The 25,982-nt window shown below is 66.4% G+C and carries 25 protein-coding genes; 17 read left to right on the top strand and 8 right to left on the bottom strand.

Translation table 11 applies throughout. From position 1 onward, the window contains the following. Positions 1-89: 89 nt before the first annotated feature. Positions 90-1,664, top strand: a complete 1,575-nt coding sequence (locus VG556_RS01085) for an alpha/beta fold hydrolase (RefSeq protein ID WP_100450101.1) — start codon at positions 90-92, stop codon at positions 1,662-1,664. Between the two features lie 87 nt (positions 1,665-1,751). Continuing rightward, positions 1,752-3,206: a S41 family peptidase gene (locus VG556_RS01090; RefSeq protein WP_100450100.1), complete on the top strand. Its 1,455-nt coding sequence runs from the start codon at positions 1,752-1,754 to the stop codon at positions 3,204-3,206. Between the two features lie 45 nt (positions 3,207-3,251). On the opposite strand, the gene VG556_RS01095 is transcribed toward VG556_RS01090, so the two are convergent. Together VG556_RS01095 and VG556_RS01100 are read right to left on the bottom strand one after the other, a co-directional pair. Beyond that, the gene (locus tag VG556_RS01095) at positions 3,252-5,099 is read right to left on the bottom strand and encodes a hypothetical protein (protein ID WP_100450099.1); all 1,848 of its coding nucleotides are present in this window, start codon (positions 5,097-5,099) and stop codon (positions 3,252-3,254) included. 51 nt (positions 5,100-5,150) lie between these two features. Next, positions 5,151-6,152: an NUDIX hydrolase gene (locus tag VG556_RS01100; RefSeq protein WP_100450098.1), complete on the bottom strand. Its 1,002-nt coding sequence runs from the start codon at positions 6,150-6,152 to the stop codon at positions 5,151-5,153. Positions 6,153-6,634: 482 nt separating this feature from the next. Between VG556_RS01100 and VG556_RS01105 the strand changes: the two genes are divergently transcribed. The 3 genes from VG556_RS01105 to VG556_RS01115 all read left to right on the top strand — a co-directional run bounded on the left by VG556_RS01105 (position 6,635) and on the right by VG556_RS01115 (position 8,643). Continuing rightward, entirely contained in the window at positions 6,635-6,991 is a 357-nt protein-coding gene (locus VG556_RS01105; protein ID WP_100450097.1) for an excalibur calcium-binding domain-containing protein, read from the top strand. Between the two features lie 135 nt (positions 6,992-7,126). Beyond that, positions 7,127-7,942 (top strand): S1 family peptidase, encoded by an 816-nt coding sequence (locus VG556_RS01110; protein WP_100450508.1) that lies wholly within the window; start codon positions 7,127-7,129, stop codon positions 7,940-7,942. 65 nt (positions 7,943-8,007) lie between these two features. After that, positions 8,008-8,643, top strand: a complete 636-nt coding sequence (locus VG556_RS01115) for a hypothetical protein (protein ID WP_100450096.1) — start codon at positions 8,008-8,010, stop codon at positions 8,641-8,643. Here VG556_RS01115 and VG556_RS01120 read toward each other — a convergent pair. From VG556_RS01120 to msuE, 3 genes are read right to left on the bottom strand one after another with little or no spacing between them, the layout of a single operon-like run. Then, positions 8,600-9,634: a methionine synthase gene (locus VG556_RS01120; RefSeq protein ID WP_100450095.1), complete on the bottom strand. Its 1,035-nt coding sequence runs from the start codon at positions 9,632-9,634 to the stop codon at positions 8,600-8,602. The two genes, VG556_RS01115 and VG556_RS01120, sit on opposite strands and share 44 nt — an antisense overlap. 38 nt (positions 9,635-9,672) lie before the next feature. Further along, positions 9,673-10,650 (bottom strand): DUF1852 domain-containing protein, encoded by a 978-nt coding sequence (locus tag VG556_RS01125; protein WP_049406286.1) that lies wholly within the window; start codon positions 10,648-10,650, stop codon positions 9,673-9,675. Between the two features lie 56 nt (positions 10,651-10,706). Beyond that, positions 10,707-11,291 carry an FMN reductase gene (gene msuE / locus VG556_RS01130; protein ID WP_041863466.1) on the bottom strand — a complete coding sequence of 195 codons (585 nt, stop codon included), beginning with the start codon at positions 11,289-11,291 and terminating at the stop codon, positions 10,707-10,709. A gap of 176 nt (positions 11,292-11,467) precedes the next feature. Here msuE and VG556_RS01135 point away from each other — a divergent pair, with 176 nt between their 5' ends. Both VG556_RS01135 and VG556_RS01140 read left to right on the top strand, forming a co-directional pair. Next, the gene (locus VG556_RS01135) at positions 11,468-12,382 is read left to right on the top strand and encodes a LysR family transcriptional regulator (protein ID WP_032958925.1); all 915 of its coding nucleotides are present in this window, start codon (positions 11,468-11,470) and stop codon (positions 12,380-12,382) included. Then, positions 12,382-13,254: a methylenetetrahydrofolate reductase gene (locus VG556_RS01140; RefSeq protein WP_100450094.1), complete on the top strand. Its 873-nt coding sequence runs from the start codon at positions 12,382-12,384 to the stop codon at positions 13,252-13,254. Before VG556_RS01135 ends, VG556_RS01140 begins: the two co-directional genes overlap by 1 nt. A 6-nt stretch (positions 13,255-13,260) precedes the next feature. Here the strand turns inward: VG556_RS01140 and VG556_RS01145 are convergent, their stop codons facing one another. After that, complete coding sequence (locus VG556_RS01145; RefSeq protein WP_100450093.1) at positions 13,261-14,412, bottom strand: serine hydrolase domain-containing protein; 1,152 nt, start codon at positions 14,410-14,412, stop codon at positions 13,261-13,263. Between the two features lie 234 nt (positions 14,413-14,646). Here VG556_RS01145 and VG556_RS01150 point away from each other — a divergent pair, with 234 nt between their 5' ends. The 3 genes from VG556_RS01150 to VG556_RS01160 all read left to right on the top strand — a co-directional run bounded on the left by VG556_RS01150 (position 14,647) and on the right by VG556_RS01160 (position 16,408). After that, positions 14,647-15,174, top strand: a complete 528-nt coding sequence (locus VG556_RS01150) for a DUF6622 family protein (protein ID WP_100450092.1) — start codon at positions 14,647-14,649, stop codon at positions 15,172-15,174. Positions 15,175-15,303: 129 nt separating this feature from the next. Then, a complete protein-coding gene (locus tag VG556_RS01155; protein ID WP_181452947.1) occupies positions 15,304-15,831 on the top strand; it encodes a hypothetical protein in 528 nt (175 codons plus the stop codon). Positions 15,832-15,841: 10 nt separating this feature from the next. Continuing rightward, positions 15,842-16,408, top strand: a complete 567-nt coding sequence (locus VG556_RS01160) for a hypothetical protein (RefSeq protein WP_423179957.1) — start codon at positions 15,842-15,844, stop codon at positions 16,406-16,408. Positions 16,409-16,421: 13 nt separating this feature from the next. Here the strand turns inward: VG556_RS01160 and VG556_RS01165 are convergent, their stop codons facing one another. Further along, a complete protein-coding gene (locus VG556_RS01165; protein WP_010485668.1) occupies positions 16,422-17,324 on the bottom strand; it encodes a LysR family transcriptional regulator in 903 nt (300 codons plus the stop codon). A 109-nt stretch (positions 17,325-17,433) separates the two neighbouring features. Between VG556_RS01165 and VG556_RS01170 the strand changes: the two genes are divergently transcribed. The 5 genes from VG556_RS01170 (at position 17,434) to VG556_RS01190 (ending at position 22,862) form a co-directional block, all read left to right on the top strand. Next, entirely contained in the window at positions 17,434-18,555 is a 1,122-nt protein-coding gene (locus tag VG556_RS01170) for a 4-oxalomesaconate tautomerase (RefSeq protein WP_100450090.1), read from the top strand. Positions 18,556-18,630: 75 nt separating this feature from the next. Continuing rightward, positions 18,631-19,689 (top strand): ABC transporter substrate-binding protein, encoded by a 1,059-nt coding sequence (locus VG556_RS01175; RefSeq protein WP_041864185.1) that lies wholly within the window; start codon positions 18,631-18,633, stop codon positions 19,687-19,689. A gap of 13 nt (positions 19,690-19,702) precedes the next feature. Beyond that, complete coding sequence (locus tag VG556_RS01180) at positions 19,703-20,536, top strand: ABC transporter ATP-binding protein (protein WP_014647218.1); 834 nt, start codon at positions 19,703-19,705, stop codon at positions 20,534-20,536. Continuing rightward, entirely contained in the window at positions 20,520-21,296 is a 777-nt protein-coding gene (locus VG556_RS01185; RefSeq protein ID WP_005409726.1) for an ABC transporter permease, read from the top strand. Before VG556_RS01180 ends, VG556_RS01185 begins: the two co-directional genes overlap by 17 nt. 132 nt (positions 21,297-21,428) lie before the next feature. Continuing rightward, entirely contained in the window at positions 21,429-22,862 is a 1,434-nt protein-coding gene (locus tag VG556_RS01190) for an OprO/OprP family phosphate-selective porin (RefSeq protein WP_100450089.1), read from the top strand. A 25-nt stretch (positions 22,863-22,887) separates the two neighbouring features. On the opposite strand, the gene VG556_RS01195 is transcribed toward VG556_RS01190, so the two are convergent. Continuing rightward, complete coding sequence (locus VG556_RS01195; protein ID WP_041863460.1) at positions 22,888-24,135, bottom strand: arsenic transporter; 1,248 nt, start codon at positions 24,133-24,135, stop codon at positions 22,888-22,890. Positions 24,136-24,410: 275 nt separating this feature from the next. Here VG556_RS01195 and VG556_RS01200 point away from each other — a divergent pair, with 275 nt between their 5' ends. Together VG556_RS01200 and VG556_RS01205 are read left to right on the top strand one after the other, a co-directional pair. Next, positions 24,411-25,610: a serine hydrolase domain-containing protein gene (locus VG556_RS01200; protein ID WP_238381456.1), complete on the top strand. Its 1,200-nt coding sequence runs from the start codon at positions 24,411-24,413 to the stop codon at positions 25,608-25,610. 106 nt (positions 25,611-25,716) lie between these two features. Further along, positions 25,717-25,929, top strand: a complete 213-nt coding sequence (locus VG556_RS01205) for a hypothetical protein (protein ID WP_032957243.1) — start codon at positions 25,717-25,719, stop codon at positions 25,927-25,929. Positions 25,930-25,982 lie beyond the last annotated feature (53 nt).

Raw genomic sequence — 25,982 nt, forward strand, 5'->3', positions numbered from 1 at the left:
TTGCGCCATGCTGCGTCGCAAGGTGCCAGCCACCATTCGCACTGGTACGGTCCGACCCGTTGCACCACCACCGACGGGGAGAGACGACGATGCGCAAGCTTTTGCTGCTGTTGATCCTGCTGACCGGCCTGGCGCCCACCGCCTGGGCCGCCACGGTCAAGACCACCCATCGCACCATTCCCAGCTGGGATGGCACGCCTCTCGGGGCCTTCGTCATCGAGCCGCAGGATGCCGGCAGCGGGCGCTATCCGTTGCTGGTCATGCCCAGCAGCTGGGCGGTGCCCAGCGTGGAGTACGTGGGCGTGGCACAGTCGCTGGCGCAGCGCGGCTATGTGGTCATCAGCTACAGCTCGCGCGGCTTCTGGGAGTCGGGTGGCAGCATCGACATCGCCGGGCCCGCCACGGTCGAGGATGTCAGCGCGCTGATCGACTGGGCGCTGGACAACACCCGCGCCGATCCGGCCAGGATCGGGGTCTCGGGCATCTCCTATGGCGCCGGCACCAGCCTGCTGGCGGCGGCGCGCGACCCCCGCATCAAGGCCGTTGCCGCACTCAGTGGCTGGGCCGACCTGCAGGCGTCGCTGTACAGCCATGACACACCCAGCGCCCAGGGCATCGCCCTGCTGGTGGCGGCGGGCCTGGCCACCGGCCGCCCCGGCGCGGAGCTGGCCACCATCAACCGCAATGTGCTGGTCGGCAGTTACCAGGGGGCGGTGGACTCGCTGCTGCCGGTGGCCGCACAGCGCAGCCCGGCCAGCAGCCTTGAAGAGATCAACGCCAACCAGCCGGCGGTATTCCTCGCCAATGCCTTCAATGACAGCCTGTTCCCGCCGGGCCAGCTGGTCGATTTCTTCAACCGCCTGAAGGGGCCCAAGCAGCTGCAGTTGCGCCACGGCGACCATGCCCTCAACGAGGCCTTCGGTGCGCTCGGCATTCCCAATGAGGTCTATGCCGCCGTGGGCAACTGGTTCGACCACTACCTGAAGGGCGTGGCCAATGGCATCGATCGCCAGGCAGCGGTGCAGCTGAAGTCGCAGAAGGGCAGCTGGAGCCGCTATCCGGACTGGCAGGCCACCAATGCGGGCGCCGTCAGCTACGGCCTGACCGCACCCTCCGGTTTGCTGCTGCCCACCGGCGGCCTGGCAGAGAACGGTGGCGCTACCGGCTGGAGCTACCGCATCGGCAGCGGGCTGCTGACGGCTGCCAATTCCGGCGTGGTGATGGCCTCCGGTGCACTGCAGATGATCAACCTGCCGCCCGGCGCCTATGTACCGTTCGTCGGCCGCAACGCCGCCGGCGTCTGGCAGGGCCCGATCTACTGGAGCGCACGTCGCCTGGATGGCGCACCGGAAGTGCGGGTGACGGTGACGCCCAGCCGCGCCAATACCACGCTGTATGCCTACCTGTATGCCGAAGACGTGCTGGGCAACGGCCAGCTGGTCAGCCACAAGCCCTACACCCTGCGCGGGGCCACGCCCGGCCAGCCGAAGACAATCGATCTCCGCCTGGAAGCCAGCAGCTGGAACCTCCCGGCCGGCAGCCGCCTGACCCTGGTGGTCGATACCGTGGACCTGCGCTATGCGGGCATCAGCCAGCTGGGCGGTGCGGTGACCTTCAGCTCACCGGCCAACGCGCCTTCGGTGCTGAAGGTGCCCCTGCATTGACGTGGCGCCGCGCCCGTTGCGGCGGGCGCGGCACGACAGACCTGAAAGTTGCCAGACTGGAGCGCAATCCAGTCGAGAGGTGAATCGATGGCGCTCGCATCGTTGCTGGTCGGTGCGGTACTGGCAGCAGGCACCCAAGGCTGTGCCACAGATTGGCCGAGCACGCTGTTGATGGATCTGGAGGCTGCTGACGCGGCCCTGCGCGGCAGCCATCCCGGGGTGGTTGACCCGCACAATCCCGGCTTCGTCGCCCAGATGGACGGCGCCCTGTCACTTGCACGGTCGCGCGCGCGCCAGGTCGACAGTTTCGCCGGCTACTGGTGGGCGATGAAGGGCTATGCGGCCACGTTCAACGATGGCCACGTGAGTCTCAATCCATTGGCGGGCGCCCCCATGCTGCCGGCCCGATGGCCCGGGTTCCTGACGGGCTTCGAAGGTGACGCGCAGGTGGTGATGGTCGTGGATGGACGCCCCGGTCGGCCGCCCATGGGCGCGCGATTGCTGTCCTGTGATGGCGTCGATGCACAGGCACTGGCTGAGTGGCGCGTGGGCGACTTCAACGGGCGCTGGAACCTGCAGGCGAGCCGTATCCACGCTGGCGGCGAGGTGCTGCTTGAACAGGGCAACCCGTTCGTGCCGACGTTGCACAGCTGCGTCTTCTGGGTGGATGGGCGCCAGAGCGCCTACACGCTGCAATGGCTTCCGATTGATACGGCAACACGCGAAGCGCGACTGGCCGATACCCGTCGCAGCTTCCGCCCAGCCAATGGCTGGCACACATTGGCCGGTGGCGGCTACTGGATCACCACCAGCAGCTTCAATGCCGATCCAGCCACGCGCAATGCCCAGCAGCTGACCGAGCTTTTGCAGCAACTCACCCCGGTGGCCGACGCACTGCAGCAGGCACCGCGGGTGGTGCTGGACGTGCGCGGCAATACCGGAGGTGCGTCGCACTGGAGCATCGCGCTGGCCCGTTTGATCTGGGGGCCTGCAGCGGTGGATGCATTGCGTGACGAGAGTTGGGCGGAATGGCGGACGTCGGAGGCCAACATCGCGCAGCTGCGCGGCTTCCGGCAGAAGCTGAAGGCAGCACACGACGCGTCGCCCGAACTGCTGCACATGCTGGAAACGGTCACCGCAGGGATGGCCCGTGCCGGTGCGAACGGTGAGGCGCTGTGGCGCGAACCGGCGGACGCGCCGGTTGGGCCGATGCGTCCGCCCGCTGCAGCCGTTCCGGATCGCAGCGGCAGGGTGGTGATCGTGGCGGACGCCTCCTGCGGCTCAGCCTGCCTGGATGCACTGGATCTATGGAGGCGGCTGGGCGCTCTGCAGGTGGGGGTCGAGACGTCCGCCGACAGTGTCTACATGGATATCAGGCCTCAGCCATTGCCCAGTGGGCTGAGCCGGATTTCGGTACCCATGAAGGTCTACCGCGGTCGCGGGCGCGGTTCGAACGAGCCCTACGTGCCGGATCGCCGCTACGCGGGGGACATGCGGGACACGCAGGCGCTGGAGGCATGGATCCTGGAGGGCAGCGACTGATCGGACCTGATCGGAACCCGCCGCCCGCGCTGCGCTGATGGAGGATCATTCCCCCTGTGGCAACAGCACCCGAATCATCTCGTGCTGCCTGGACAGATTCGCCCGTTGCACGAAACCCTGGACGATCGAGGCTGCCACCTTGCGCTGGTTGTCCATGTCCAGCAACGGTGCGATGGCCTGCCCGGAACCGTCGGGGCTGTCCCGGAACGGGCAACCGACCGGGCCAGCCGTGGTGAATGTCAGGATCGCCTTGGCTACGCGCGCCGACGGCGAACGCGGCGCATCGAAGATCACCAGCGTTCGCTCGTAACTGATACCCGTCGCACGTACGGTCGAGTGCAGGGAATCCTCGATGGTCATGTGCGCGCCGAGATCCTGGGCAAGCGCATTCAAGCAGTTGGTCGCCGTCGCCCTGCGCAGCGTTGCAGGGTCGGTGCGGATGATCATCGCGCAGTCGACGTCGGAGATCGGCACCTGGGTGACATCCAGGTAGGGGTTCTGCGCCAGCGTCCCGACCAACGCCAGATCGTCGCTGTAGCCACAGGATGCGGCAGATGTCTGCAGGCGCTGCAGCAGCGTTGCGACCCGCTGCGCGACCCACTGCCGCCCCTGCCGCAGGCGATGCGTGTGGGTGGCCGACAAGGCGCCGTGATCGAATCCGGAAGATGACGCCTGCATGCGCATTTTGACCTCACGCATGCAGGCATCGACCTGCTGGATGCAGTCCCTGTCATCGGCGAACACCGGCGCCGCCGAGATGCCATCGATCACCCTGCCGAACGTCGCCAGGTCGCCCTGCTGGTCGCGGTACCAGTCGTGGATGCGCTGCACATTGCGACGACGCTTCTCCAGCTTGTCCGCACCCGGCCAGCCGGGATAGGCGGCGATCTCGCACAGCATGGTCAGGCCTTCCCACAGGTGGTACTCCATGCTGGGCAGGGGCAGCCGCCAGCGCTCTTCCGCGCCGGCATCCTCGGCAATCACCAGATGGTTGCGGATGATGTCCGACCACACTGTCACGGCCTCCACGGTATCGCGGCGCGGCGTGGTCACATCGATCAGTTCCATCAGGATCGGCCGCGGCGTCACCGGGTCGTCGCCGGCAGGCGCCTTCGGATCCTTCACCCATCGCGCGTGCCAGGTGTAGCCCATGCGGTACAGCACGAACGGCTTGATGCCGTCGTTGAGGATGATGCCGGGTGGCGGCGGAGGGGTAGGTGGCGGCTGCACGGGCAGTGGCGGCTGCGGCGGTGGCAGCACGGACGGGCTGGCCGAGGCCGTGGAGGTGCCGATGCCCTTCAGCGGTTCACTGGTGAACAGATGCAGGCCCGCGCGGTCACGCTGGTAGACCTTCCGGAACGCCTGCGGCGTGTCACAGGTCACCAGGCACTGCTGGCCGGGCGGCACATGGATGTCCACCGGTGCAAGATCCACCACTTGGCCGGCCAGCGGATTCTGGTTGGGTGGGAAGACGCTGATCTCCAATGCGATGTTGAGGCCGGCGCCGAGCATCACCTCGATCACGATGTCCTCCACGCCGCCGTGCAGGGCGTCCTGGGCCGGGATCGGAATCCAGGGATTGATCACCACCTGCGTATCCCAGTCGGACCGGCCGAAATCGAACAGCGTCGGTGGCGGCTGGGCCGGGCGTTCAAGCAGTGCGTCCAGTGCGTTGCCGCCCTTGACGTAGAAGAACATCAGCGGCTCGTCAGGCTTCAGGCTGTAGTCGCGCCGTACCTTGCTGGACAGGCTGCGCAGCTGGTCCTTGATGTCCGACAGGGCCTTGACCACGACCGAGCGGACGTCGGGATACGCCTGCGCGTTGTTGATCTGCGCGGTGAGCTGCTTGCTGATGTGGCGCCGGGCCTCGCGCTCGGGCGTGCTCTCTTTCATGGAGGGGCCTCGCTGGGGTTGCAGGGGATCACACGGGTGCGCGCTGGAGACTCAGGCGGGTGACAGCAGAGCGGCGATCTCCCGGTACCAGTCGATCTCCTGGCTACCGGGCCTGGCGCTGGCCAGGGCCTCGTCAACCTCCAGTGTTCCTTCGCCCGGAACCTCCACACGTGCCCCGAGGACATTGCGCAGATTGGCCACCGGCACCCGTCCGATGCTCGCCACCTCCCAGTCGGTCACCAGGCAGGACTGGGGGCGCGCAGGGCTGCTGGCACTGGCCTGGACGTTGTTCTCGGCCTCCTGCGCCATCCGCAGGAGCTCCTCGGCCGTGGTGCGGAAGCGAACCAGGGAGAAGCTGCCTCCCCCATCCGGAAACAGCCGGGCACGCAGATCGCATGCGGCGCGTCCCTGCCCAAGCCAGATGCCAAGCTCCTCCTCGAACTCGCGGCGCGCGGCGCGCTCCTTGCGTTCGTTGTTCAGGCGGCCGCCGCCGGGCAGGGCACATTGCCCCGCCTGGTTCACCAGCGCCGGGGGCAGGCCATCCGACCACGCCCCGACTTCCGCCACCAGGCGTTGTGCCAGTATCAACGCAGCGGCCCAGTTCGGCGCACCCCGGGTGGGCGGCGGCAACGCGATGGAGAGCTCCCGCAAGGTTGCACGCGCAGCGCTGAACGTGGGAGGGGTTCTTGCGTCCTCGCGGAACAGGCTCTGCAGAGCGGCCAGCGTCTCCATGGCGATGTCATCGGTTTGCGGATGCGTGCGTTCGGCGCTTTCAAGCGCCCGGTCCAGTGCGTCCATGGTGCGGGGCAGCGTGCGTTCGCCGCGGTAGGCGACTGACCCTGCGGCGCGCCAGGCGCCGGAAAGCAGCTTCTTCACCAGATCCCAGTCCTGCTCTGTGCCACCGCCGGACGCGTTGCGGATGGCCAGCACAGCGGCCATCGCCTCGGCAGAAAGTACGACCACGGAATTGCTGCCCCACCAGCTGTTGAGCACCCGTTTGCGGACGACCAGATAGTGGGCTCCATCCCAGACTGCGACGTAGACCTGGTTCATGGTGCACCCCTCCGTTCAACCTGCGTGGAGGGGGCTGGGCGCATTGCCGCTGTGCCAGCGATAGTCCGGGAAAGGCATGCCATGTCTCGCTCCTGTGGGCTCGAAAAGTGGGGGCGGCGGCGTTGCCATCGGGGGTGCAGGCCATGCGTCGCCGCGAATCCACTGTAGGAGCGAGGGGCGAGGGAGGATCGGCGCCAGCCACGATGTATGCGGCGGAACCGACGGAACAGGAGCGCGGGTGCATTGATTTCCCCGCATTGGCGCAGAGCCCGTGGCCGCCCAGGGATCAGTGACTGCCGGCGCCTGCCTCCGGGTCGTGCAGCACGCGCAGCTTCTTCTTGTTGATCTTGCCGACGCTGATCACCTGGCTGTTCCTGAAGCACTACCTGCGTTGAGTGGCAGCCGCTGCAGCGTCAAGCCTGGCGGTCGAGACACCATGCTAGCCTTGCCCTTGGCAGAGGAGTGCCTGACAGGGGGAAGGCATGGACACACGACGCCGCGTTTCCAGCGTATTGACTGCATCCGGCATGCTCGCACTGGCACTGTCCGCCAATGCGCTCGCGCATCCGGGCGGGCTCGACAAGCAGGGGTGCCACACCAACCGGAAAACGGGTGAGTATCACTGTCATCGAGGCGCTCCAGCGGCACCTCGATACGTCGACACTCCGCGCAGCAGTTTCGCCCCCGCGCCCGCGCGCGGTTCCCGGGTGTTTGCCAACTGCGCGGAGGCCCGCGCCGCCGGGGCGGCGCCGGTACGGCGTGGTGATCCGGGCTATGGCCCGCACCTCGATCGCGACAATGATGGCGTGGGCTGCGAACCCTATCGGGGCCGCAGGTAGGGCATGGCCCGCCTGGCTTCAACTCCCGTTTCCCCGCATTCGTCGGCCATCGCCGGGGATCGGTCGCACGATCTCCCCGTATGGCAGGGCCATGCCCTAGGCTGTTGTGATTGAACTACTGGGATGCAAGCAACCATGAAGCGCTGGATTTTCCTGGCATTGGCCACGCTCCCGTTCACTGCCGGTGCCGTGGTCATCCGTGATGATGTGGACGACACCCGGTATCAGATCGATGCATCGGCCTTCCCCGCGCTGGCCGACATGCCGGGCGAGGGGCACGGCGTCCTGATCGCGCCGCGCTGGGTGCTGACCGCCGCGCATGCCGCGCCGATGGAAGGGAGGGGCGCCACCATCACCATCAATGGGAACGGCTACGGCGTCGAGCGTGTCTTCCTGCACCCCGGCTACCGGAAGATGCCCGAGGCGCTGGGCAAGGAAGCGATGGCAACCGGGAGCGCGTCGAAAATCCACGCGTTCCTGGCAGCATCGGATGACATTGCGTTGATCAGACTTGCCGCACCGGTGAGCGATGTGCCGCCGGCCGCACTCTACCGGGGCGCCGACGAGGTCACGCAGGTCGCCGCCCTGATAGGGAGAGGCGCCACCGGCAATGGTGCGACTGGCCTGGTGCCCGGCGGGCCGCATCGTACGACGCTGCGGCGGGCCTGCAACGCGATCACCGGCGGCAACACGCGCTATCTCTGGTACCGGTTTGATCCGCCTCCGCAGGGCCTTCCGCTTGAAGGCGTGCTCGGCAACGGCGACAGCGGCGGCCCGCTGGTGATCGAGAAAGATGGGGCCTGGCAGCTGGTGGGCCTCGGTTCCTGGATCACCGCCGTACCCGAGCATGCGCTGGAAGCGGGTTTCTATGGGCAGGTGGTCTACAACGTGCGTGTGTCCCGCTACATCGACTGGATCGAAAGCATCATCGAGCGTGACGCGTCACTTTAATTCTTGTTCCCGTAGCCCGGCGGTGCGGAGCAGGCGTAGCGGAAGCAAGCGCGCCTTAACGATTCATGGTCTCGAACAAGCGCACGGTGCGGATCTCAGCCGGTGCGACGGGCGCTCGTATCCTTCCCGACATGAGTCCTCCCTTCGATCTTCCAGAGTTCATGACGGTCACCCGGCCCTCCGGCTGGGTACGGAGCGGCGAGCGCTGGGACCTGTGGTGGAACGGGCGCTCGGTGGCCAACGTCGTGCCGCATGCCGAACTTGGCTTCCGGGTCTACCTGGATGCACGCAGGATGTCCCAGACCAAGGTGGTGGCCGCCACGAATGTGCGGCAGGCCAAGCGCTACGCCGAGCGCTGGTGTGCTGCGCGGCTCTGCCCACAGCTGCGGCTGCGCGAGGCAGTGGCACGCCTGGTGGACGTAGCGCCGGAAACAGGCGCTGCGCCGTCGCCCGCGCTTTCGCGGGAACAACGGCAGCAGGCCCGCCGCCTGGCCGAGGCCGGGGCGGGGGAGGTGGTACGGATCAAGCAGGCACTGGCGCCGCGACAGCCCGCGATGAAGACCCGACCGGAAGTGCAGGGGCGGGGTGGAGCCTGGTCGATACCCGGCCAGGCTCCGTCAAACCGACATTCGAACAACAATTCCTCCCCAGCCAGGGTTATGCCGAGAGTTCTTCGCGAACGATCCTCGCCCCCGCGCTGAGTGCGCGCAGCTTGCCCCTGGCCACGTCGCGCGCCAGTGGCGCCATGCCACAGTTGGTGCTCGGGTAGAGCTTGTCGGCGTCCACGAACTGCAGCGCCCTGCGCAGGGTGTTGGCCACGTCCTCCGGGGTTTCCACCGTGGTGGAGGCCACGTCGATGGCACCGACCATCACCTTCTTGCCGCGCACCAGCTCGATCAGGTCGATCGGCACATGGGAGTTGTGGCATTCCAGCGAGATGATGTCGAGGCTGGAGGTCTGCAGCTTCGGGAACGACTCCTCGTACTGGCGCCATTCCGAACCCAGCGTCTGCTTCCAGTCGGTGTTGGCCTTGATGCCGTAGCCGTAGCAGATGTGCACCGCCGTCTCGCACTTCAGCCCTTCGATCGCACGCTCCAGGGCGGCCACGCCCCAGTCGTTCACCTCGTCGAAGAACACATTGAAGGCCGGCTCATCGAACTGGATGATGTCAACGCCGGCGGCCTCCAGTTCCTTCGCTTCCTCATTGAGGATCTTCGCGAACTCCCAGGCCAGCTTTTCGCGGCTCCTGTAGTGCGCGTCGTACAGCGTGTCGATCATCGTCATCGGGCCCGGCAGCGCCCACTTGATCGGCTGCGTGGTCTGGCGGCGCAGGAACTTCGCATCCTCCACGAACACCGGCTTCGGGCGGCTCACCGCGCCAACCACGGTCGGCACGCTGGCGTCGTAGCGGTTGCGGATGCGCACGGTTTCGCGCTTCTCGAAGTCGACGCCGCTGAGATGCTCGATGAAGGTGGTGACGAAATGCTGCCGGGTCTGCTCGCCGTCGCTGACGATATCAATGCCGGCGTGCTGCTGTTCCTGCAGGGACAGGCGCAGGGCGTCCTGCTTGCCTTCAAGCAGGGCTTCGTCCTGCAGCTTCCAGGGTGACCAGAGTTTTTCGGGCTCTGCCAGCCAGGAGGGTTTGGGCAGGCTGCCTGCGGTGGAGGTGGGGAGCAGCGTCTTCGTCGGCATTGTGTCGTGTGTCCTGGGGCGGTTGGAAAATCGATGGGTCAGCGGGCGGCCCACTGCTCAAGCACGGCGCGGTACGGCTTGATGAAGTGCTCTTCGGTGAACCTGCCCTGCTTGACCGCCAGCTGGCTGCGCTCTTCGCGGTCGTAGACGATGCGGGTGGAGGAGTAGTCCTGGTGCTTCAGGCTGGGCTGGTAGACCTTGCCGGCCACGGAATTGGCGTTGTAGATCTCCGGGCGGTAGATCTTCTGGAAGGCTTCCATGGTGCTGATGGTGCCGATCAGTTCCAGGTTCGAGTAATCGCCCAGCAGATCGCCCTGGAAGTAGAACGCCAGCGGCGCGACGCTGCCCGGTGGCATGAAATAGCGCACCTGCAGGCCCATCTTGTCGAAGTACTGGTCGGTGGGGGAGAACTCACCCTGGCGGTATTCCACGCCCAGGATCGGGTGATGGTTCTCGGTGCGGTGGTAGGTCCTGCTGCTGGAAACACTGATGCAGATCACCGGCCCCTTGCTGAAGTTGGCGCGGTAGGCGTCCGAGCGCAGGAAGTGCTGGAACAGCTTGCCGTGCAGGTCGCCAAAGCCCTCCGGAATGCCGAAGGTGTCCTTGCCCTCGTTGCTGGCCGGCAGCACGACGCTGAAGTCGTAGTCGCGCACGTAGGACGAGAAGTTGTTGCCAACGATGCCCTCGCTGCGCACGCCGGTCTGCGTATCGACGATGGTCGGCCGCAGCACTTCGATCAACGGGAACGGATCGCTGCCGTCGGCGCCGTCGATGTGCATCTCCACGGAGATGATGTCCAGCTCGACCGCATAGCGGTCCGCATTCGGGTTGTCCCAATGTGCCAGGTCGTTGAAGCGGTTGTTGATCATGCTGATCGTGTTGCGCAGGTTCTCCCGCCGCGACGCGCCACGGGCCAGGTTGGCGAAGTTGGTGGTGATGCGCGTGCCCTCGGCCGGCTGGTAATCCTCGTTGAAGGGGATGCGCGTGATGCTGAAGGTGAAGGTATCGGTCGTCATGGCGGCGTTCCGGGTTGCGGGGGGACATCCAGATGCAGGTCGGCGGCGTCTGGCATTCAAAGCGTTGCGGTGGCCTCTGCGGTAGCGGGAGGCGCGGCGCGATGGGACAGCGCCAGCAGGGGCATCGCCCGCTGCACGGCCAGTCGCGCACGCTGGATCAGTGCGTCGTTGTGCACGCGGCCCTCGGCGAAATCGCGGTCGGTGGCGTAGACGCCCAGGGGCAGGGTGCGGGCCTGGAAGAAGCTGAAGAGCGGGCGCAGCTGGTGGTCGATCACAAGGGCGTGGCGCTCGCTGCCGCCGGTGGCGGCCAGCAGGATCGGGGTGTCGACCAGCGCATCCTGGTCGATGAAGTCGAAGAAGTGCTTGAACAGGCCGGTGTAGGAGCCGCGGTAGACCGGCGTGGCCACCACCAGGACGTCGGCCTGTTCAACCGCAACCAGCTGCCGCTCCACGGCCTCGGGCAGCTGCGAGCGCCACAGCGCACCGGCCAGCTGCGGTGCCAGCTCACCGAGTTCGATCAGCTGCTGTTCGCTGTGGATGTCCTCGCCGATCAGGTCCAGCAGATGCTCGGCCAGGGCGGCGGCCCGGGAGGGGCGTTGCAGTCCGCCGGAAACGGCGACGATACGGAGGGGGCGGGTCATCTGTTCGCTATCAGCGGGGGAGGGGAGCGCCTTCGGGCATCTGCAGGTGCGCAGCCCTGCAGGCCGGCTGGGTCAGCAGGCTGGCAGGCAACCGAAGGCATGACCCGATCCTAGTCATGCCCTTCCATGACGTAAAATGGTATTACTTCACCAATCCATGAATGAGATTCATCGTCATGCTGGAACGGATCCACCTCAGCATCGTGCAGCAGGTCGAACAGCAGGGCTCGCTCACCGCGGCCGCCGGCGTGCTCAACCTGACCCAGTCGGCGCTCAGCCACAGCATGAAAAAGCTGGAGCAGCAGCTGGGCACCGATGTCTGGCTGCGCGAAGGCCGCAGCCTGCGCCTGACCCAGGCCGGGCAGTACCTGCTGGCGGTCGCCAACCGGGTACTGCCGCAGCTGGACCTGGCCGAGGAGCGGTTGGGCCAGTTCGCGCAGGGCGAGCGCGGCGCGCTGCGCATCGGCATGGAATGCCATCCGTGCTACCAGTGGCTGCTGAAGATCGTCTCTCCCTACCTGGCGGCGTGGCCGGACGTGGATGTGGACGTCAAGCAGAAGTTCCAGTTCGGTGGCATCGGCGCATTGTTCGGTTACGAGATCGACCTGCTGGTCACGCCCGATCCACTGCTGAAGCCGGGCCTGAAGTTCATCCCCGTGTTCGATTACGAGCAGGTGCTGGTGGTGGCCAGCAACCACGCCCTGGCCAAGGTGGACCACGTAAAGCCGCGCCAGCTCGGCCAGGAAGTGCTGATCAGCTACCCGGTGCCGTTCGAGCGCCTGGACATCTACAACCAGTTCCTGCTGCCGGCCGGCATCACCCCGCGGCGCCACAAGGCCATCGAAACCACCGACATCATGATGCAGATGGTGGCCAGCGGCCGCGGCGTGGCTGCCATGCCGCGCTGGCTGGTGGAGGAGTACGCCACGCGCATGGACGTGGTGCCCGTACGGCTGGGCGCCAAGGGCATCCCCAAGCAGATCTACCTGGGTGCGCGCGAGGCCGATACCGGTATCGACTACCTGCAGGCCTTCATCGAACTGGCCCGCAACAGCTCGCCGCTTGCCGGCAATGTGGGCGGAGCGCGTTGATGTCGGCAGGCCTGTCACTGCGGGCGGAAGCCTTCATCAACGCCTTTTCACTGGAAGTCAGCGCGAAGGCCATGCCTGCGCTGCGCGCCGAGGCGGATCGGATCCCGCGCGGTACGGTCATCTCCATTCCCTGGCTGGCCAGCGAGGATGACGACGCCCGCCTGGCCGCCGTGCGCACCGTGCGCGCGCTCGGATTCGAGCCGATGCCGCATCTCTCTGCCCGCCGCATCCGGTCAGCCGCATCGCTTGCGCGCTTCCTGGAGCGTGCGGCCGGCGACGCCGGGGTCGCGCGTTGCCTGCTGATCGCGGGCGACCTGGCCACGCCCGCTGGGCCGTTTGCCGACAGTGCTTCGATCATCCAGACCGGTCTTCTGGAGCACTCCGGGATCAAGGTCGTTGGTATCGGCGGACACCCGGAAGGGCATCCGGTAATGAGCAGTGACGAACGCTGGCAGGCGCTTGAGCGTAAATGCCAGAGCATCGAAGCGCGCGGCATGGCCCCCTTGATCGTCACCCAGTTCGCCTTCGATGCCGATGCCGTGCTGGCCTGGCTGGAGGCACTGCGCGCGCGTGGCATCAGCGTCCCGGTGCTGGTCGGCGTGCCGGGCCCGGCCAGCGTCTCTCGCCTGCTGCGCTACGCCGCGATGTGCGGCGTGGGCGCCAGTGCATCGATGCTGGCCCGGTATGGCATCTCGATCGGCCGGCTGCTCGGCACGGCAGGGCCGGAGGTGTTCGTCGATTGCCTGGTGAAGGGGCTGACCCGCGCCCATGGCCAGGTCAGCCCGCATTTCTTCCCGTTCGGCGGTATTGCGCCGTCGCTGGAGTGGGTGGCGCAGTACCGGCACCACATTTCCATCAGCCAGCGCCGATGATCTGCGTCATGGCACGGATCGCGTTGTCCGGGTGCCGGGTTGATCCAGCGAAGGCGCCGGCCTGGAAAGCCTCCCATTGCAGCCACGCATGCCCAGGTCGAGGCGCTCTGCAATGCCCTGCGGGTTGATATCTCCGGCGCGATTGATCAGCACGACGAGCGTTCTTCGATCGGTGGGACGGTGCCGGAGATACCCGGTAAAGCCTGCGGTCCCGCCGCCATGGCCGACTACCTTTCCGCCATCGGAAACTTCCCAGCCGGCCCCCCAGCCCGCCTTGCTGCCATTGGCGAGGAGTGTGTCGCACCACATCCGCTTCAGGGCCGACTCGGGCAACAGTCGATGCTGGTCCAGCGCCACAGCAAAGCGCGCCATGTCGTCGATGCTGGCGAGCAGGCCGCCAGCGGCCCATGCCGAGCCCGGAGCAGTGGGTGGCGGTGCGCGCCAGTGGCCGTCCTGGAACAGATGCCCCTGGGCAACACGGCGCCGATCGTCGGCACGACGCGGTCCCGCATCGCGCATGCCCAGCGGCGACAGTATCTCCTCCTGCAGAACCCGCCAGTAGTCCATGCCGGTTGCATGCTCGATGGCCAGGCCGAGCAGGATGTAGTTCGTATTGGAATAGGCGTGCCGCGCACCGGGCGCAAACGCCAGCGGCCGCTCGGCCACCTCTGCGAGCAATTCACGGGGGGCTGGATTCGTCGGCATCAACCGCAGGAAGTTGTCTTCATTCAGATAGTTGGGAATGCCTGAGGTATGGCTCAGCAGCTGCAGCAGCGAAGTGGATGCCCATACGGAAGGCAACCCTTCGACGTACTCGCCGATGGGCGCGGTGACGTCGAGCAGATGCCGCTGCTGGAGCCGGAATATCAGCAGGGCCGTGAACAGCTTGGTGATCGACCCCAGTTCGAACACGGTATGGCGATCAATCGGTGCAGGCCGGGTGTCATTGAGCCGCCCGGTCGTGGACAGCGCGGCAATGCGCCCGTGATCGACCAGAACGGCCGCCATGCCAGGCTGCCGTTCGGCCTGCAGCAATGCGGTCAGCGAACCGCATCCCGCCAACGTCGCCCGGCTCGCCAGCGCCGATGGTGCTGACAGGCCGCAGCCGGTAGCCAGCAGCGCCGCACACAGGCGGCGTCGAACAGGGTCGTGGTACATGCACGTGGCTCGCAGCGGCGTCGTGGTGATGGTAGCGCGGACCGAGAGCCGGCCCGCTCAGGGTGAACCGGGTGAATCCACCCCGACAGCTGCCGGGGACGCGCAGCATGCCGGCGGGTCATCCGCGATGGCTGACAGCTGTCACTGGCTGCAACCCGGGCGGAAGCGAATAGTGAGCGCCAAGGCGAGGACACCTCGCCACCACTCAGCCACCACTCACCAGGGGGACCGCTCATGAACATGCTCCAGCAACTCGCCTCGCAGACGCCGATCTGGGTCTGGCTGCTCCTGGCCTTCCTGGTCACCCGTGGCATTGCCGCCATGAAGCCGGCCCAGACCTCCCTGCAGAAGCTGGCGATCGTGCCCGGCCTGTTTGCCGTCTGGGGTGCGTGGTCGATCAGCCATCGTTTCGGCGCGTCGCTGATCGCCTGGAGCGAGTGGCTGGCCGGCATCGCCACGGGGGCCGCGCTTGCCTGGCTGCTGTTGAGTCGATTGAAGCTGACGCTGGACCGCAGCACCGGCAAGCTCTGGCGCAGCGCGGACTTCAGCCTGCTGCCGCTGCTGCTGGTCACCTTCCTGGTGAAGTACGGCTTCGAGGTCGCATTTGCGGTGTCGCCGACGCTGACCACCAGTGCCGGCTTCAGCGCCGCCTACCTGCTGCTGACCGGCGGGTTCACTGGCGTCTTCGTGGGCAAGTACTGTCGCTACCTGGCCTCGCTGCGGACGGATGCGGCGGGGAAGGGGCTGGAAACCGCAGGTTGATTGACCTGGTAGTGCCGGTCGCTGGAGGCTCCGCAGGTCATCGGCAATCGAGTTTGGCGTTACCATCGGAGCGGCTGTACCTCCCGTGAGAGCCCGGGATGGATGGAACCATCTGAGCAGGAATCGATAGTGGAAGCGATATATCCGGTCGGCGTTGCAGGGGGAATGCGGATCATCTGGTTTGCCTGGGTATCAGGTGACCATGATCGGGTGATGTCCAGCAATGGAAGGCCTGTCTGCGATAGCAGCAAGGAAGGGCTGGAGGGTCAGGTTGCCGCGCGCGGCCGAGTCCTGGACTGGGAAGGAGAGTCCGTCATTGACCTCGACTGGCTGATCTCGTCTGTAGATTCAGGGCGGGAGGTCGACCCCGGGGAGGTCGTGGATGCATGGAATTTCATGACGGACCTCTCCAGGGTGATCGACAACGCCCCCAATCAGCTGTTTCATGCCGAGTTGATGGAGACCTATGACATCTTCTTCTCGCAGTGCGAGGTCGCTCAATCGCTTGGTCTGAGATCGATTTCCATTGCAAGGCGCGATCTGGATCGAGCCCTTGTTGTCCTGCGCGACGGAAGGCGGATGGTGCAGGGCATCCAGTTGAACATTGAAAGTCCTGTGCCGTCGCCAACCGTCGGGCGCACGCATGAGATCCATTGATCTGTGGACAATGAAACGGAACGCCAGGAAGGCTGGGTTGCGGGTGGTTGGCAACTTTCTGATTGCTTCGTACACGCGCGATGTGATCTCCGGGTTTGCCATCGACCCAGCGCCGTCCTCCATCTATGTGTGGACCTTCGCACTTCCGGTCTATGACGGCCTGCCACACCTGCATATGTCTCTCGGCCAGAGGGTCGCTTGCCCGGAAGATCCAAAGGACTTTTTCCGCGGCACGCACGAGGCTCACCTCGCAATGCTCGAAGGGGTGAGAACAGCTGCGGACCTTCTGATGTATGTTGAAGAGGCCGGTTTCGAGGGCGATTACTGCCAATGGGTGAAGTACCTGTCCACCATTCGCCTGGACGATTTCCCGGCCGCAGACGCTGCACTGGAGAATCTGCTCGCACTGCCGGTGTCCAGCGCGATCCGCGGAAGACTGGACAGGATGCTGGAGGCAATCGGGCGAGGTGGCGAATCAGGCGCGCGGCAGCTTCTGCAGGAATGGTCGATGCAGACGACCCGATTGATGGGTGGCAGCAGCACATTCGCCTGGAGCCAGGACAGCACAAGCGCGTGAACCGCGCGGTTGCTCACGCCTCCCCACGCCACTGGCTCATCAGCATCTGAAGGAATCGCTCTGCGGTGGGCGAGAGCAGGGCACCCCGTCGGCGGACGATGCCGATCGTGCGCGACACCACCGGGTTGCCGATCGCGCGCGTCACCAGGGTGGGGTGATCCCCGTCCGGCGTGGCCATCTTCGGTAGCACCGACACGCCGATGCCGGCCTCGACCATGCCCAGTGACGTCGACAGGTGCGTCACCTCGTAGTGCCAGCTCAACTTGAGGTTCTCGCGCGCCAGCGCGCCGTCCAGCAGCGTGCGGTTACCGCTGGTGCGATGCACGGTGATCAGCTGGTGCTCGGCCAGATCAGCCCATTCCACTTTGCGCTTGCGGGCCAGCGGATGATCGCGCCGGCAGGCGAGGACGAAGGGATCCTCGGCCAGCACGTCGAAGTCGAGATTCGGATCGTTGGCGCCCATGAAGTTGATGCCGAACTCGACTTCACCACGTTCCACTGCCTGCAGACCCTCCGTGGCCGGGATATCCAGAATGCGGAAGCGCACGTTCGGGTGTGCTTCGTGGAAACGCGCCATCACGCTGGGCAGGAAGTAGAACGCCGCCGTCGGCAGGCACGCGATGGTCACGGTGGCGCCGCGGGTGTCTTCGCGGCCGCGCAGCGAGAACAGCGAGCCATCGAATTCCTCCAGCATGCGGCGCACCAGTGGCAGCAGGTTCTCGCCGACAGCGGTGGTACTGACGCTGCGCGTGGTGCGCTCCAGCAGCGGCGAACCCACGGCCTGCTCCAGCTTCTGTATCCGTCGGCTGAGCGCCGGCTGGGAGACGTGCAGGATTTCAGCGGCGCGATGGAAGCTGCGTGTCTCCGATACCAGCAGGAACGCGCGTAGATCCAGGATTTCGCAATTGATGCTCATTGGGTATCAATCATCCAAAAATCAGCAATTCACAGATCAATTAGGGTCATGCCAGTATCGAATCACAGAGGGGTCATTCATCCCCTATACGCATCAATCTAGCACACGTATGTCCAACGATCTGCTCAGCATTCCCTGCGTGCTCATGCGCGGCGGCACCTCCAAGGGCCCGTTCTTCCTGGCCAGCGACCTGCCGGCGGACACCGCCGAACGGGATCGCCTGCTGCTGGAAGTGATGGGCTCGGGCCATCCGTTGCAGATCGACGGCATCGGCGGTGGCAACGCACTGACCAGCAAGGTGGCGATCATCGACCGCTCGAGCCGGGCGGACGCCGACGTGGACTACCTGTTCGCCCAGGTCCGGGTGGAGCAGCAGGTGGTGGATACCTCGCCCAACTGCGGCAACATGCTGGCGGCCGTGGGCCCATATGCCATCGAGCGTGGGCTGGTGCAGGCGCAGGATCCGCAGACCGAGGTGCGCATCCACAACGTCAATACCGGCAAGCTGATCATCGCCACGGTGGAAACGCCGGGCGGCACTGTGGCCTACCGCGGTGATACGCGCATTGCCGGCGCGCCGGGCTCAGCCGCGCCGGTCAGGCTGTCCTTCCTTGATGCGGCAGGCGCCCGCACCGGCAAGCTGCTGCCCAGCGGGCATGCGCAGGAAACCATCAATGGCGTGCCGGCCAGCCTGGTGGACTGCGCCATGCCGATGATGCTGGTGCGTGCCGAAGACCTGGGCGTGCGCGGTGATGCCTCGCCCGCCGAACTGAACGCGGACGCGGCGTTCATGCGCCGGCTGGAAGCGCTGCGCATCGAAGCGGGCGCCCGCATGGGCATCACCGACGCCGGCAACAAGGTCATTCCCAAGCCGGTGCTGCTGTCGGCACCGCAACAGGGCGGCGATCTGCAGGTGCGCTATTTCATGCCGCACCAATGCCACACCGCACTGGCCATTACCGGTGCGGTCGGCCTGGCCACCGCCGCCGTCACGCCGGGCACGCTGGTCCACACTTTGGTCGGATGCCGGTCCGTTCCCGGCAGCATTACCCTCGAACATCCGAGTGGGGCCCTGGAGGTGGGCCTCAGTCGCAGCTCGGGCGATTCGCCGGTGATTGCCAGCGTGGTCCGCACCGCACGCCGCTTGTTCGAGGGGCGCGTGTACGCGACTTCGCCCGCGCCCGCCACGGCCAGTGCCACCCAAGCCCGCCAATGGACGTCAGCGGCATGATCTGAACCCGGACGGGCCTGCGTAGACGCGCATGCCCGCCATTACAACGTAGATGCTTCACTCCTGGGAGGGATGATGTACAAGCAGTTCTTCTTGGCCGCGCTGTGCGCGGCCGGTCTGGCCGCGGCCGGATGCAGCAACAGCGGGCGCAGCGAAGGCGCATCCGCCGGCGGTGGCGACAATGCACCGGTACGCATCAGCGTCGGCTCCTACAACCTCAACAACCTGCCGTTCTTCATCGCCGACGCCAAGGGGTACTTCAAGGACGTCGGCCTGCAGGTGAAGACCGAGAACTTCGCCCAGGGCGGCTCCAAGGTATTGCAGGCGCTGGTGGCCAATTCCACCGACGTGGCCGTCGGCTTCTACGACCACACCATCCAGATGCAGGCCAAGGGCAAGGACGTGGTGGCTTTCGTACTGCTCTCGCGCAACTCCGGCCTGGTGATGGCCGGCCGCGAGGATGCCACCTTCGATCCGGCGCGCCCGGAGACCATCAAGGGCCAGAAGGTCGGGATCACCGCGCCGGGCTCCTCGTCCGACTTCTTCGTCCGTCACTTCCTCGCCCAGCACGATATTCCGGCCGACAGCATCTCGTTGATCGGCGTCGGCTCGGGCGCCGCAGCGGTGGCCGCGCTCGAGCAGGGCAAGATCGACCTGCTCGTCAACTATGATCCTGCCGCCACCCTGATCACCGAGCGCAAGGTCGGCAGGATCATCCTCGACGCGCGCAGCGACGACGGCGCCCGCCAAGTCTATGGCGGCCTGTACCCGACCTCGGTGATGTACGCCAACCAGAGCTTCCTGGACACGCGACCCGAAGCGGCCGAGAAGATCGCCCGCGCCGAGCAGATGGCCTTGAAGTTCATCGCCGACAACAGTGCTGAAGACATCGTGGCCGCGCTGCCGGACAGCTACGTCTCCGGTGACCGCGCCACCTATGCCCGCGCGGTGGAGAACGCGCGCGCGATCTTCACCCGGGACGGTCACTTCACGCCTGCCGATCTGGAAACACCGCTGAAGGTGCTGCGTGAGTTCAACACGGATGTCGCCAAGGCCGATATCGATCTGTCCCGGACCTATACCAATGCCTTCGTCGAGCGTGCCAACGCTGCGGCGCCGGCTGCCCAACCGTAAGCGGAGGTAAACCATGGCCCTCAATGCCACCGTGCGCCAGTTCAATGGCGCGCCGCAGCTGGAGCCTGCACAGACCATGGTCGCCATCAACAAGGTGACCATGTCCTTCGGCGAATTCACCGCCGTACGCGATGTCGACATCCAGGTGGGTGACGGCGAGTTCCTTGCCATCGTCGGACCCACCGGCTGCGGCAAGAGCACCATCCTCAATTCCGTGGCGGGCCTGCTGAAGCCGTCGTCGGGCCAGGTCAGCATCGATGGCCGTGCCGTCAGCGGCGTGCAGGAGTCGGTCGGCTACCTGTTCCAGCAGGACGCGCTGCTGCCGTGGAAGACCGCGTACCAGAATGTTGAACTCGGCCTGCGCTTCCGTGGTGTGCCCGAGGCCGAACGCAAGGCCAAGGCCAACGCGTGGCTGGCCAAGGTCGGCCTGGCCGGCTTCGAGCATCGCTACCCGCACCAGCTGTCCGGTGGCCAGCGCAAGCGTGTGCAGATGGCCCAGGCGTTGATCGTCGAGCCGAAGGTGATCCTGATGGATGAGCCGTTCTCGGCGCTGGACATCCATACCCGCCACCTCATGCAGAACGAGCTGCTGCGGTTGTGGCAGGAAGACCGGCGCTCGGTGATCCTGATCACCCACGATCTGGAAGAAGCGATCGCCCTGGGCGACCGCGTGGTGGTGCTGTCCTCCGGCCCGGCCAGCCGGGTGGTGCGCAGTTTCGATGTGGATCTGGAACGGCCGAGGAACGTGGCCGAAATCAAGCTGGATGACCGTTTCACCGACCTGTACCGCGACATCTGGGCCTGCCTGCGCGGCGAAGTGGAGAAGAGCTATGCACGCCAAGACTGACAAGTTCATCCAGCTCGCGCTGGTGGTCGCCGTGTTCGGTGGCTGGGAAGGCGGCATCGCGCTGGGCGTGATCGATCCGTTCTTCTTCCCATCGCCAACCGCCATCGTGCAGCAGGCCTGGACCTGGCTGTCCGATACGTCGTTCTATCAGCATGTCTACATCACGCTGACCGAAACCGCGCTGGGCTACATCATCGGCACCGGCCTGGGTGTGGCCGGCGGCGTCTGGCTCGGCCTGAGCCGCCGCTCGGCACGCATCCTCGATCCCTTCATCAAGGGCTTCAACGCGATTCCGCGCGTGGTGCTGGCGCCGATTTTCGTGCTGTGGCTGGGCCTGGGGCTGTGGTCGAAGGTGGCGCTGGCGGTCACGCTGGTGTTCTTCACCACGTTCTTCAATGCCATGCAGGGCGTGCGCGAGGTGAATCCGGTGGTGCTGGCCAATGCCCGCATCCTGGGGGCGAGCCGCAGTGACCTGCTGCGCCATGTCTACTTCCCCGCAGCGGCGAGCTGGATCCTGTCTTCGCTGCGTACTTCGGTCGGCTTTGCCGTGGTCGGTGCGATCATCGGCGAATACCTCGGCGCCTCGGCGGGCCTGGGCTACCTGATCGCGCAGGCAGAAGGCAACTTCAACGCTGTGGGTGTGTTCGCCGGCATCATCATCCTGGCGGCCTTCGTGCTGGTCATCGACGCGCTGCTGGACGTGGTCGAGAACAAGCTGATCACTTGGCGTCCCAACGCCCAGGCACAGGCCACCAGCTGACCCGGACGGGCTGAGCCCGCCTGCCGCGCCGCCGGGCCGATCCGGCGGCGCGCGCTTCCTTCCCCGATCTTCCCCCGCACCACCGCAACGGGCCAGCGCCAGGCCAGGGGGCCGGCTGGCCGGAGAGAGCCCATGAACCATTCCAACGTGCTGCCGCTGGCAGCGCTGTCGGTCGCGCTCGGCCTGCTGTTGGCCAGTGGCCATGCCGACGCACAGTCCACGTCGTCGCTGCCCGCGCCGCTGAGCCAGGCCGAGCTGTCACGCCTGGTGCAGCAGCAGGCACTGCAGATCCAGCAACTGGAAGCACGCCTCCGCGCCGTCGAGGGCGGGCAGGGCAGTGCGAGGGCACCGTCAACGCCGCCCGCGCCTGCGCTGGAAACGCGGGTGGCCGCACTGGAAACCAGCCAGTCCAAGCTGCCGAAGGTCTCCTGGGCCAAGGGTGCACCGGAGTTCAGCAGTGCCGACGGCACGACGGTGTTCCGCCCCCGTGGCCGCCTGTTCGTCGATGCCTCCAGCACCGACGGTTCGGCGGTCGCCGACCGCAACGTTTCGGGTACCGAGATCCGTTCGGTGCGCCTGGGGGCCGAGGGGCGCTACGGCACCCTGGGCTGGGTCGTGGAGGGCGACTTCGCCGACAACGCGGTGGCGTGGAAGTCGGTCTACGCCACGCTGGACCACACGCTGTTCGGCCTGCCGGCCGATCTCACGCTCGGCAACCGCTTGAACGATCGCGGTATCGATGGCTCAAGCAGCACCTCCAACACGCCGTTCCAGGAACGCAACGTGGTCGGCACGCTGCTGCTGCCGCAGCGGGGCCTGTTTGGTGTCGGGCTCACCGAGCGGGTGTATGGAAGGGGCTGGCATGCCAGCCTGTCGGTGGCCGGCAACGACCTCAACAACGCCGGCACCGACAACGACAGCCAGACCTGGGCCACCCGCGTCCACTGGAATCCGCTGGACACCGCCGACGCCACGGTGCATCTGGGCGCATGGGCCTTCCACGAGAAGATTCCCGCCGGGGCCAGCGGCGTGGTGCGCAGTTCGGCCATCGCGGGGCATTTCAACGATCTGGTCAGGATCACACCGGGCACGCTGGTGGGCGCCGAGCGCAGCACCGCCTACGGCGCGGAACTGGCCGGCTTCTTCGGCCCGGCGTGGGCAACCGGCGAGTGGGGTACGCGAAGCCTGCGCGGGGCCGATGCCAGCGGGCGCTATGATCGCGACCACGAAGCGTGGGCGATCTCGGCCGGCTGGTTCCTGGCGGGCGCGCTGCCGTCCTACTCGGGCAAGGCCGGCACGTGGGGCAAGGTAAAGGTGGCCGATCCGGTGACGCGCGGCGGCAGTGGCGCGTGGGAACTGAAGGGCCGCTATGAGGACGTGGACTATGCCGAACTGCCCAGTGGTGGTACCGGTCACGCGTGGACACTGGGCGCGAACTGGTACCTCAACGATTTCAGCCGGGTGATGTTCGAAGCCGTGCGTTGGCAGACCCGCCACCGCAGCGGCAGTGCTGCGGGCAGGGATGAAGGCACCACCTTCAATACCCGTCTGCAGCTGGTCTTCTAGGGCCGGGCCGCCGCCTGCATTCTGGTCACAGCAGCAACAACGCAGCGATGAGTGCAGGCGGCATCACCAGCGCGCCGACGCGCAGGAAGTCGAGCGCGCTGACATGCTCGCCCTCGCGGCGCAGCGCCACCAGCCACAGCATCGTGGCCAGCGAGCCGGTCACCGACAGGTTCGGGCCCAGGTCCACGCCGATCAGCAGTGCGGCACGGGTCTGTGCGGGCAGTTCAGCCATCTGGCCCAGCGAACCGGCGGCCAGGCCGACCGGCAGATTGTTGGCTACGTTGCTCAGCAGTGCAGCGGCGCCACCGGCCAGCCAGCTGGCCTGGTGGGGAGAAGCCTGCGCCATGGCCTGCAGCGCGCTTGCCGCGGTCTGGATGACGCCGGTCTGCGCCACCGCCTCCACCAGCACGAACAGACCGGCCACCAGCGGCAGCACGCCCCAGGCGACATGCCGCAGCAGCGGCAGCGGGCTATGGCGCTGGCGTATCACCACGACCGCCACGCTCAGCGCGCCGGCGCAGAACGTGGCCAGGCCCAGCGGTCCGTTCAGCGCGGACGTCACCAGCAGTACGCTGCCGGTGAACAGCACGCCCAATGCACTCAGTCGGCCACCCTCGGTCAGCGGGCGATGTTCCGGTGCGGCGACCAGCGGCTGCGCGATTTCGCGCCGGTGTACCCAGCGCAGCACCAGGTAGGTGGCACCGATCGCCGCCGCCGACGGCAGCGCGAACTGCGCCAGCCACTGCAGCAGTGGCGGCATGTGCTGACCGTACACCACCAGGTTGGCCGGGTTGGAGATGGGCAGCACGAAGCTGGCCGCATTGGCAATGAAGGCGCAGACGAACAGGTAGGGCAGGGGATTGGCGCGCGCCGCCTTGCAGGCCGCGTAGACCGCCGGTGTCAGCACCACGGCCGTTGCATCGTTGGACAGGAATACCGTCACCAGCGTGCCGACCAGGAACACCAGGTCGAACAGGCGTCGCCCCGATCCGCCCGCATGCCGCACCGCGTACAACGCCAGCCAATCGAACAGGCCTTCGCGCCGCGCCAGTTCGGCCAGCACCATCATGCCGACCAGGAACAGGTAGACGTCGCGGCCTTCGGCTACCGCGCCCCATGCGGTCTGCAGCGATACCGCGCCCAGCAGCGGCAACAGGGCGGCAGCACCCAGCGCCCACACATACTCGGGGATGCGGAAGGGACGGAACAGCAGGCCGATGGTGGCAACGGCGACCGCTGCCCAGATCACGAGGGGGGAATGGGGGGCGAGCATGGAGTGGGGGCTTCAGCGGCACCGGCAGCGACCCCGGCGCAGGTGCTCCTGGCGCACGCGATCAGCGGATGGGCGGCCGCTGCAATCATCGCAGGTTCCGGGATCGCCGCATCATACCGTGCGCACTGGCATGGCGACTGCTGGGGGGCCGGGCGCGTTGGTGACGAACCCGGTGTCCGGTGCGGATAGGCAATCAAGCGCGGCATGACTTCAGGCACTGCGGTGTGACTACATTTGTAGTCACACTGCACGCACACTCACTGGAAGAGAACGCAATGCCAACGTCCTGCTGGTTGTCCTGCGCCCTGGCCCTCGTGATCGGCATCGCGGGGCCCACCCATGCGACGCCGCCTGCCGACGCCCTCGCCACGATCGAGCGCAACGCGCGTGCCTCGCATACCGATGCGGTGCTCGTGATGCATGACCGGGACACGCTGCTTGAGCTGAAGCCCGCCCCCGCGCAGGAATCCGTGCACCTGATGTCGGCAACCAAGTCCGTCGTCGCGCTGGGCATTGCGTTGCTGCTGGACGAAGGCAAGCTGGCTTCGATCGACGTACCGGTCAGCCAGATCTATCCGGAATGGAAACAGGGCAGGAAGAGCCGCATCACCGTGCGCATGCTGCTGGACCACACCTCCGGCCTGCAGAACGTGGCCAACGCGGGCGCCGAACTGGAAGGGGCCCCGGACCTGGTCAAACTGGCACTGGCAGCCGAGCTGAGTGACGACCCGGGCGCCGTGTTTTCCTACAACAACAAGGCCACCAACCTGCTGCCCGGCATTGTCGAGCGCCTGGCGGGCGAGCCGCTGGATGCCTACCTGGATGCGCGCCTGTTCAAGCCGCTGGGCATTGCCCACCACACCTGGATGAAGGATGAGGCAGGCACTCCGCTGGGAATGGCGGGCCTGTCCCTGCGCGCCGCCGATCTTGCCGCCATCGGGCAACTGTTGCTGGATGGAGGCGTGGCGCCGGATGGCAAACGACTGTTGAGTGAACGGTCAGTGGCATTGATCACTGCTGAAAGTGCCCGTTCGCCTGACGTGGGCCTGTTGTGGTGGCGGATACCAGCGTGGGAACGCTATCAGCTCAAACCCCGGCTGGATGACCTGCTGGCCGGGCACGGCGTTGACGATGACGTGCGCCGCGCCGTGCAGGCCAGCGCGGGGCGCACATTCGACAGCCGGGGGCAGTTGATCGCATTCCTCACCGAACGGTTGGGCGCAGACGGGCCGCAACGTTACGCCAGCCAGATCACCGCGCGCGGCCTGAAGCTCGCCGATCTCTACGACATCACACGGGGACCGGTCGTCGGCTTTGCCGCCAACGGCTACCTGGGCCAATACCTGATGATCGTTCCGGAACAACGCGTCGTCGCAGTGCGCCTGATCCATCGGCGCGAGAGCCACCGCGCCCCACAGGACGACTACGCGTCCTTCTTCGCCGATGTCATGCAATTGGCGCGGGCACTGCAGTAGGTGCTGCCATCATCATGTCCACGCGCTCTGAACAACTTCCTGGAGCCTTCTTCACTGTCGTGCCGCCTAAGGTGGGATGACCCCTTGGCCGCCGGGATACTGAAGCATGTTTGATTACCAGGACTGGACCTTCCACGCCAATGGGCGCACGGTGGTGGCGCGCGTGGCGCTGGACGGCGACGGGGGCGGCACCATCAACCGATACCAGCTGATGCCCGGGCCGGCGCAGTCGGGGCTGTGCATCAAGGTCGCCTCCCAGGACGAGGCCGCGCAGAAACTGGAGGTCGAAGTGATGAAGCTGCTGGGACCAGAGTGGTAGCCCCTGCGTAGCACCACGGTGAGCGGCTCATCTGCTCCGTCCACGATCACGGC

It is taken from the genome of Stenotrophomonas sp. CASM106, assembly GCF_049384825.1.
Lineage (GTDB): Bacteria > Pseudomonadota > Gammaproteobacteria > Xanthomonadales > Xanthomonadaceae > Stenotrophomonas > Stenotrophomonas muris.

Coding starts and splice junctions, on each gene's coding strand:
- VG556_RS01165 (WP_010485668.1), bottom strand. CDS start 17,324: ATGAGCATCAATTGCGAAATCCTGGATCTACGCGCGTTCCTGCTGGTA.
- VG556_RS01120 (WP_100450095.1), bottom strand. CDS start 9,634: ATGCCGACGAAGACGCTGCTCCCCACCTCCACCGCAGGCAGCCTGCCC.
- VG556_RS01125 (WP_049406286.1), bottom strand. CDS start 10,650: ATGACGACCGATACCTTCACCTTCAGCATCACGCGCATCCCCTTCAAC.
- VG556_RS01150 (WP_100450092.1), top strand. CDS start 14,647: ATGAACATGCTCCAGCAACTCGCCTCGCAGACGCCGATCTGGGTCTGG.
- VG556_RS01160 (WP_423179957.1), top strand. CDS start 15,842: ATGAAACGGAACGCCAGGAAGGCTGGGTTGCGGGTGGTTGGCAACTTT.
- VG556_RS01100 (WP_100450098.1), bottom strand. CDS start 6,152: ATGAACCAGGTCTACGTCGCAGTCTGGGATGGAGCCCACTATCTGGTC.
- VG556_RS01180 (WP_014647218.1), top strand. CDS start 19,703: ATGGCCCTCAATGCCACCGTGCGCCAGTTCAATGGCGCGCCGCAGCTG.
- VG556_RS01090 (WP_100450100.1), top strand. CDS start 1,752: ATGGCGCTCGCATCGTTGCTGGTCGGTGCGGTACTGGCAGCAGGCACC.
- VG556_RS01095 (WP_100450099.1), bottom strand. CDS start 5,099: ATGAAAGAGAGCACGCCCGAGCGCGAGGCCCGGCGCCACATCAGCAAG.
- VG556_RS01145 (WP_100450093.1), bottom strand. CDS start 14,412: ATGTACCACGACCCTGTTCGACGCCGCCTGTGTGCGGCGCTGCTGGCT.
- VG556_RS01105 (WP_100450097.1), top strand. CDS start 6,635: ATGGACACACGACGCCGCGTTTCCAGCGTATTGACTGCATCCGGCATG.
- VG556_RS01135 (WP_032958925.1), top strand. CDS start 11,468: ATGCTGGAACGGATCCACCTCAGCATCGTGCAGCAGGTCGAACAGCAG.
- msuE (WP_041863466.1), bottom strand. CDS start 11,291: ATGACCCGCCCCCTCCGTATCGTCGCCGTTTCCGGCGGACTGCAACGC.
- VG556_RS01170 (WP_100450090.1), top strand. CDS start 17,434: ATGTCCAACGATCTGCTCAGCATTCCCTGCGTGCTCATGCGCGGCGGC.
- VG556_RS01115 (WP_100450096.1), top strand. CDS start 8,008: ATGGTCTCGAACAAGCGCACGGTGCGGATCTCAGCCGGTGCGACGGGC.
- VG556_RS01175 (WP_041864185.1), top strand. CDS start 18,631: ATGTACAAGCAGTTCTTCTTGGCCGCGCTGTGCGCGGCCGGTCTGGCC.
- VG556_RS01190 (WP_100450089.1), top strand. CDS start 21,429: ATGAACCATTCCAACGTGCTGCCGCTGGCAGCGCTGTCGGTCGCGCTC.
- VG556_RS01185 (WP_005409726.1), top strand. CDS start 20,520: ATGCACGCCAAGACTGACAAGTTCATCCAGCTCGCGCTGGTGGTCGCC.
- VG556_RS01085 (WP_100450101.1), top strand. CDS start 90: ATGCGCAAGCTTTTGCTGCTGTTGATCCTGCTGACCGGCCTGGCGCCC.
- VG556_RS01195 (WP_041863460.1), bottom strand. CDS start 24,135: ATGCTCGCCCCCCATTCCCCCCTCGTGATCTGGGCAGCGGTCGCCGTT.
- VG556_RS01110 (WP_100450508.1), top strand. CDS start 7,127: ATGAAGCGCTGGATTTTCCTGGCATTGGCCACGCTCCCGTTCACTGCC.
- VG556_RS01200 (WP_238381456.1), top strand. CDS start 24,411: ATGCCAACGTCCTGCTGGTTGTCCTGCGCCCTGGCCCTCGTGATCGGC.
- VG556_RS01205 (WP_032957243.1), top strand. CDS start 25,717: ATGTTTGATTACCAGGACTGGACCTTCCACGCCAATGGGCGCACGGTG.
- VG556_RS01140 (WP_100450094.1), top strand. CDS start 12,382: ATGTCGGCAGGCCTGTCACTGCGGGCGGAAGCCTTCATCAACGCCTTT.